The organism is Bradyrhizobium sp. UNPF46 (genome assembly GCF_006658625.1).
GTDB classification, from domain to species: domain Bacteria; phylum Pseudomonadota; class Alphaproteobacteria; order Rhizobiales; family Xanthobacteraceae; genus Bradyrhizobium; species Bradyrhizobium nitroreducens.
The window spans coordinates 39,080-45,778 of the sequence record NZ_LFJB01000055.1 but is presented as its reverse complement, the minus strand read 5'-3'; the positions used below and the strand labels follow the sequence as shown (position 1 = coordinate 45,778).

Sequence of the window (6,699 nt, the reverse complement as noted above, 5' to 3'; positions counted from 1 at the left end):
CGACTTGACCAATGGCCAATCTGTCAGTGATGTGTCCGAACAGGCGTCAGCTATGTCTCCGGTCTAAACACTTCGCGGGCAATGACGCGGAGTGTGTGGAAACAGCGTGAAGCCGCAAACAAAAAGGCGCGGCCTCCTCAACCGCGCCTTCGTCATTCCTACACCGCGCCCGCCTTCTGCGCGTACTCCCATGACGCCTTCGACAGCGGCACGGTGCGCTTGGCCGATTCCAGCGCCTTGGCGTTCGCTGCGGTGCCGTCGCGGACGCGGCCGGCGATTCCTTGCGTGATGCCGGCGAGACGGAACAGATTGTAGGCGAAGTACCAGTTGAGATCGGGCACCGTCATCTTGGTGACGTTGCAATAGATCTGGGCGGCTTCCTCCAGGCTCGGGATGTTGAGCGCCTTGAGGTCGGCGCCCTCGAGGCCCGGCATGATCCACTGCATCAAGAGATAGGTGAAGTCGGCCATGGGATCGCCGAGCGTCGACAGCTCCCAGTCCAGCACGGCCTGCACGCGAGGTTCCGTCGCGTGGAAAATCATGTTGTCGAGACGATAGTCGCCATGGACGATCGAGACGCGCGCCTGCTCCGGCACGGTCTTGGGCAGCCATTCGGCGACCTTCTCGAACTCGGGAATGTGCTGGGTCTCGGACGCCCGATACTGCTTGGTCCAGCGGTCGATCTGCCGCGCGAAATAATTGCCGGGCTTGCCGAACTCGCCGAGCCCGATCGCAACCGGATCGAACATGTGGAGCTTCGCCAGCGTCTCGATCTTGCTGGTGAAGATTTTTCGGCGGTCTTCCGGCGCCTGGCTCGGCAGCGTCGGATCCCAGAACACCCGGCCCTCCTCCATCGACATGATGTAGAAGGCCGCGCCAATCACGCCATCGTCCTGGCACAGCGCATAGGCATGCGCGACCGGAAAGCCCTGCTTGCCAAGGGCCGCGATGACGCGGTATTCGCGGTCGACCGCGTGCGCCGACGGCAGCAATTTCCCGAACGGCTTTCTGCGCATCACGTAGGAACGCTTCGGCGTGTTGAGGCGATAGGTCGGGTTGGACTGGCCGCCCTTGAATTGCAGGACGACCAGCGGGCCCTCGAAACCTTCGACGTGATCGCGCATCCACGCATCGAGGCGCAATTCGTCGAAACGATGCCGCTCCTCGACCGGCTTGGTGCCCGAGAACTCCTCGTCTTTCCTGACGCCGTCAGCCATGACGCTCCCTCTTCAGTCCTGACCTTTTCAGGCCGAGCATGATCCTAATCGGTAACCGCTGACGCACTTGCGTCAAGCGGTCATTCCGAATGGGACCATGCCCCGTCGTTTCTTCAGATCGGGAGCGCCGCCGGGCTCTCCCTCTCACTTAGTGATTGGGAGAGTTTGCATACTTCCGAACCTCAAGTCTGGCAATGGCGCGATTGTGCACCTCGTCCGGACCGTCGGCGAGACGGAGCGTGCGGATGTGGGCGTAGTCCTTGGCAAGGCCGGCCTCGTCCGAGACACCGGCGCCGCCGAAGGCCTGGATCGCCTCGTCGATGATCTTCAGCGCCATGTTGGGCGCCGCGACCTTGATCATGGCGATCTCGGCCTGCGCGGTCTTGTTGCCGACCTTGTCCATCATGTCGGCCGCCTTGAGGCAGAGCAGGCGCGTCATCTCGATATTGGTGCGGGCCTCACCGATGCGCTGCTCCCACACCGAATGCTCGACGATCTTCTTGCCGAAGGCGGTGCGCGAGGACAGGCGCTTCACCATCTTCTCCAGCGCCTCCTCGGCCTTGCCGATGGTGCGCATGCAGTGATGGATGCGGCCGGGGCCGAGGCGGCCCTGCGCGATCTCGAAGCCGCGGCCTTCGCCGAGCAGGATGTTCTCCTTCGGCACCCGCACATTGTCGAGCAGCACCTGGGCGTGGCCGTGCGGCGCGTCGTCGAAGCCGAACACCGGCAGCATCTTCTCGACCTTGATGCCGGGTGTGTCGAGCGGAACCAGGATTTGCGACTGCTGCTGATGCTTGGCCGCCTTGAAATCGGTCTTGCCCATCAGGATCGCGATCTTGCAGCGGGGATCGCCGACGCCCGACGACCACCATTTGCGGCCGTTGATGACGTAATGATCGCCGTCGCGCTCGATGCGGGTCTCGATGTTGGTGGCATCGGAGGACGCCACGGCCGGTTCCGTCATCAGGAAAGCCGAGCGGATCTCGCCGTCCATCAACGGACGCAGCCATTTGCGTTTCTGCTCCTTGGTGCCATAGCGCATGAACACTTCCATGTTCCCAGTATCGGGCGCGGAACAGTTGAACACTTCCGAGGCCCAGGAGATGCGGCCCATCTCTTCCGACAGCAGCGCGTATTCGAGATTGGTCAGTCCCGCGCCGCGGAATTCATCATCCTCATGCTCGTTCGGCGGCATGAACATGTTCCAGAGGCCCTCGGCCTTCGCCTTCTTCTTGAGGTCCTCCAGGACCGGGATCACCTTCCAGCGCTCGCCGCTGTGATCCTGCTGGTCATAGATCGGCACTGCCGGGCGCACGTGCTTGACCATGAAGGACCGCACGCGGTCGAGCCATTCCTTCTGCTTGGGGGACAGATCGAAATCCATGGGACGCTCCTCGTTTCTCTCTCGCTGGTCGTTTTGCGCCGGACTGTCCTCCCGCATGACGCGGCCCGCAAGCGCCAACACGCGCGCTTTGCGAGGCCGCCCGAGCCGGCCCGCGAGTTGCGAACGAGTCTCGATTGCGGATTGACATTCTCCGGCCTTCAAACGATAGTTTCATACAAGTGTTTGAATTGCAACTCCCCTCCACGGGCGCTCTCATGGCCAGCGATCATACGAGATCTGCCATTCTCGCCGCCGCCGAACGGCTCTATGCCGATCGCGGCTTCGGCGACGTGACACTGCGCGACATCGTCGCGGAGGCGGGCGTCAACCTTGCCGCGGTGAACTATCATTTTGGCTCGAAGGACGAGCTGATCGCTGAATTATTTGTCACGCGCTCGGTTCAGACCAACCGCGAGCGCCTGCGCGAACTGAAGGCGGCGGAAGAAGATGGTGGCGGTCGCGCGCCCATCGAGGTGATCCTGCGCGCCCTGGTCGGGCCGACGCTGCGCGGCTGCCTCGGCCCCGAGAACCAGCGTTCGACCGCGGCGCGCTTCATGATCCGCGCCTCGATCGAATCCGTGCCGCCGATCCGCCGCATCAAGAACCGCGAGATCGACCATTTGCGGAAATTCGCCGGCGCCATGCGCCGCGCCCTGCCCGAGCGCAGCGAGGTCGATATCTATTGGGGCCTGAACTTCGCGCTCGCGATGGCGCACCACACCATCCGCGAGAGCGAGCGGCTGACGAAACTGTCGGAAGGCAAATGCGACCTCGACGACGTCGAGGACGTCGTCGCGCGCGTCGTCAGCGTCGCGACGATGGCGCTGACGGCGGGACGGGCCGAGACGAAGGCGCCGCCGCGGGTCGCAGCGCGCTAGTCCCTCACGTCATCGCGATGCAGTCGATCTCGACGTCGAAGGGGCCGAACCATTCCGGCGTGCAGACGAAGATCCGCGCCGGCGGATCAACCGGGAAGTAGCGTGCGTAGACCGCGTTGAACGCGGCGAAGTGCTTGGTCGAGGTGCAGTAGACGTTGCACTTCATGACGTTGTCGAGCGAGGCGCCGGCCGTCTCGAGGCACAGCTTCATCTGCTGCATGACGATCTCGCTCTGCCGCTCGATCGGCACGGACGCGATCTCGCCCGTGTCCGGATCGAACGGCGGCAGGCCCGAGACGAAGATCATATTGCCGGCGCGCGTGACCGGCGAGACCGGCGCGTTGCGGCGATCGAGAAACGTCGAGATCGGCTCGACGCGGAGCGCTTCTCGTTTCATGGCGACCACCTTCGGTTCGAGCGAGACTGAGGCCTGACTACACCATCTCGCAGCCAGCATGCTTCGCTTCTGACCGAAATGTGGGTGGCGGGTCAGGCCTGCTCTCGAACTGGGTGTGGGCCCGATCGATGCAATCCCTTGGCTGCCCCGCTGATTGCGGTAGAATGACCTCTTTCAAAGTCGATTTGCCAAAGACCCCGACCAATGACTAACCCTGAACCAAACTCGCGACGCGCTCCACTTCAGATTGCGCTCTTGGTCATATTCTTTTTGCTAGGGGCAGCGATTGGACCGGCCTTGTTCTTCCTGATCTTCAAGATGGAAGATGTCGGGGGATCGCTAATCGCATTTGGTATTGGAGCCATTGCGGCAGCTTCGGCCACCCTTACACTTTGCTCAATTCTGGCATTTCTCGTTGTGCCACGATGGATCGGGAACGTACGGGGCACAGTAGAAAGTATAGCCGCGGCTATTACGGCTGCTGGACGCGCACATGTGGCGGGAAAGTCTGATGTCGCCGCCACCGAAATGGGGCGCGCCACAATAGAAGCCGCCGCGTGGTATGCGAACGTACGCACACGCCACTTCGTAAGCCAATCGGCAATAGCCCTGGTCGTAGCGTTTGGAGGAATAGTGGGCTCCGCACTGCTTATAACCCAAAACAGCCTGTTGAAAGATCAAAACCTAAAGTTGGATTATCAGACTAAACTCTTGAATCAGCAAAACGTGACGGCTGAAGCACAACGAAGAGCCGCATTGACAGCGGAGCTTTTCGACGTGCTCAAGGATGTCGCTCGCGAAGTTCAAAGCACTCAGAACGGAGTACTTACAGAAGGACTCATAAACCGGATCCTTGTTCTGTCACGTGCAGCACAACCATATTACTATGTGCGCTACAGCAACCCAAAAGACGGTGAGCAAACGCGTGCCGAAATCATCAAACTGCCGCTGAGCCCTGAACGCGGCCAATTGCTTCTCGGCTTGCTCGCCAATCGCGTGACACTAAAGCCCCTTGCAGACGCAGGTGTAGTCTTTGAGTACGCGGACCTAAGGGAGACGAGTCTGAGCTCGGCAGACTTGACGGGTGTTTCCTTGTCTTTTGCGGACTTTAGCTATGCTCACCTAATACGGATTAAGTTCGAGAGAGCATCGCTATTCAATGCGATATTCCGCGGGGCCGAAGTATACAATTGCAGCTTCGGCGGTCACATTCCCTCGGGCTCAATCGATTTCAGAGACGCCAGACTCTTGCGATCAAAATTTGCCAAGAGCATGCCCAAGGCGCTGCTCGACGGAGCTTACATTGGCAAGCTAACGCCGCAGGGCACGACCGACGAGCCCGACGGCATTGATTTCAGCGGCTATGAGCGCCAAAATGAGGGGCTTTGGGTTCGCCTGAGAAAGAAAACGGATAACTGAAGCTTAGAATGGTTATTTGGCGGCGGAAACAATTCCGCCGCTGGCTTAAGCTGCGTTAGGCCAAATTCCCTTGAATCTGCGGCTCACGCCCGCTGCGGCATCTCCTCGGCCTCTTCCTTGGCGAGCAGCAGCAGCATCTCGATGCCCATCTCGCCTTCCTGCGGCGAGCGAATGAACTTTATTTCGTCGGCACTCTGCCGCAGCGCGGCAACGATGGCGACGGCCTGATTGGCCGTGGCCGCCTCGGTCGCCAGAATGGACTTCTGGTTCTTGGTCTGGAACCCGATCGTGTAGGACATTCACTTCCCTCCCCGAACTCAAGTGGAGAGATCGAATCAGAGTCGGAGGCGAAGCGGAAGCGTGTGCGACTACGGACCGGGATTATCTGGGGATGGCGCGCAAGCCTCAGGCAAGGCTCAGCATCGCCCGCGCATCTTCCGCGCTCGCAACGCTCGCGCCAAGGCTCTTCAGGATGCCCGCGGCGTGCGCGACCAGCTCGGCATTGGTCTTCGCCAGCACGCCCTTGGACATATAAAGATTGTCCTCCATGCCGACGCGAACGTGGCCGCCGAGCAGATAGGCCTGCGCCACCATCGGGAATTCGGCGCGGCCGATGCCGAAGCCGGACCAGATCGCGCCCGGCGGCAACAGGCTGCGGGCGTAGAACATCGTCTCCGGCGTCGCCGAGAAGCCGTACTTGACCCCGAGCACCAGCGAGAACAGGCCCGGCCCCTTCAGCGTGCCGTCGGTAAACAGGTCGCGCGCGAGATGACAGTCGCCGCTGTCGAACAGCTCGATCTCCGGCAGCACGCCGGCCGCCTTCATCCGCTCGGCCATGATGCGGACGTTGCGCGGCGTGTTGATCACGACCTCGCCGCCGGAGTTCATGGTGTTGAGATCGAGCGTGCAGATGTCGGGCTTGAGCAGCTCGATATGCGCGACGCGCTTCTCGGGCTGGAGCAGCGTGGTGCCGGGACCCGCGACGCGAGGATCCTCGACCGAGGGCACGAAACGGCCGCCAGGGCCGGTGGTGAGGTTGATGACGAGGCTCTTGTTGCGGGCGCGGATGCGGTCCACGACGTCGCGGTAAAGATCGATCTCCATTGAGGGACGGCCGGTTGCGGGATCGCGCACATGGATGTGGGCGATGGCAGCGCCCGCTTCGGCCGCCTCCAGCGCGGAAGTGGCGATCTGCTCGGGCGTGATCGGCAGATACGGCGACTGCTCGGGTTTCGTGAGATTGCCGGTGATGGCGCAGGTGATGATGGTTTTGCCTGATGTCATGACTGCCGCCTTCTGATCGCTTGCTCTCGGGTGCCGCCGCCGGCGCGGGATATCGCCACTCTCAGCCAATTGCTCACCATGGGCAAGCACCCTCGGCCATCGCGCCTCGACCTGCCGCCG

7 protein-coding genes are annotated in these 6,699 nt (G+C 61.7%); 2 read left to right on the top strand and 5 right to left on the bottom strand.

Annotated elements, in window-relative coordinates; genetic code table 11:
• Positions 1-158: 158 nt before the first annotated feature.
• Together UNPF46_RS22215 and UNPF46_RS22210 are read right to left on the bottom strand one after the other, a co-directional pair.
• Positions 159-1,217 (bottom strand): phosphotransferase family protein, encoded by a 1,059-nt coding sequence (locus tag UNPF46_RS22215; RefSeq protein WP_142251435.1) that lies wholly within the window; start codon positions 1,215-1,217, stop codon positions 159-161.
• Positions 1,218-1,365: 148 nt separating this feature from the next.
• Positions 1,366-2,601: an acyl-CoA dehydrogenase family protein gene (locus tag UNPF46_RS22210; RefSeq protein ID WP_142251434.1), complete on the bottom strand. Its 1,236-nt coding sequence runs from the start codon at positions 2,599-2,601 to the stop codon at positions 1,366-1,368.
• Between the two features lie 215 nt (positions 2,602-2,816).
• Here UNPF46_RS22210 and UNPF46_RS22205 point away from each other — a divergent pair, with 215 nt between their 5' ends.
• On the top strand, positions 2,817-3,479 hold the full coding sequence (locus UNPF46_RS22205) for a TetR/AcrR family transcriptional regulator (RefSeq protein WP_100175510.1): 663 nt from the start codon (positions 2,817-2,819) through the stop codon (positions 3,477-3,479).
• Between the two features lie 4 nt (positions 3,480-3,483).
• Here the strand turns inward: UNPF46_RS22205 and UNPF46_RS22200 are convergent, their stop codons facing one another.
• Positions 3,484-3,876: a RidA family protein gene (locus UNPF46_RS22200; RefSeq protein ID WP_181770052.1), complete on the bottom strand. Its 393-nt coding sequence runs from the start codon at positions 3,874-3,876 to the stop codon at positions 3,484-3,486.
• Positions 3,877-4,173: 297 nt separating this feature from the next.
• Here UNPF46_RS22200 and UNPF46_RS22195 point away from each other — a divergent pair, with 297 nt between their 5' ends.
• A complete protein-coding gene (locus tag UNPF46_RS22195) occupies positions 4,174-5,295 on the top strand; it encodes a pentapeptide repeat-containing protein (RefSeq protein ID WP_161497186.1) in 1,122 nt (373 codons plus the stop codon).
• Between the two features lie 83 nt (positions 5,296-5,378).
• Here UNPF46_RS22195 and UNPF46_RS22190 read toward each other — a convergent pair whose 3' ends face one another.
• Together UNPF46_RS22190 and UNPF46_RS22185 are read right to left on the bottom strand one after the other, a co-directional pair.
• Positions 5,379-5,594, bottom strand: a complete 216-nt coding sequence (locus UNPF46_RS22190) for a hypothetical protein (RefSeq protein WP_142251432.1) — start codon at positions 5,592-5,594, stop codon at positions 5,379-5,381.
• Between the two features lie 106 nt (positions 5,595-5,700).
• Positions 5,701-6,579, bottom strand: a complete 879-nt coding sequence (locus UNPF46_RS22185) for a beta-keto acid cleavage family enzyme (protein WP_142251431.1) — start codon at positions 6,577-6,579, stop codon at positions 5,701-5,703.
• Positions 6,580-6,699: the final 120 nt, after the last annotated feature.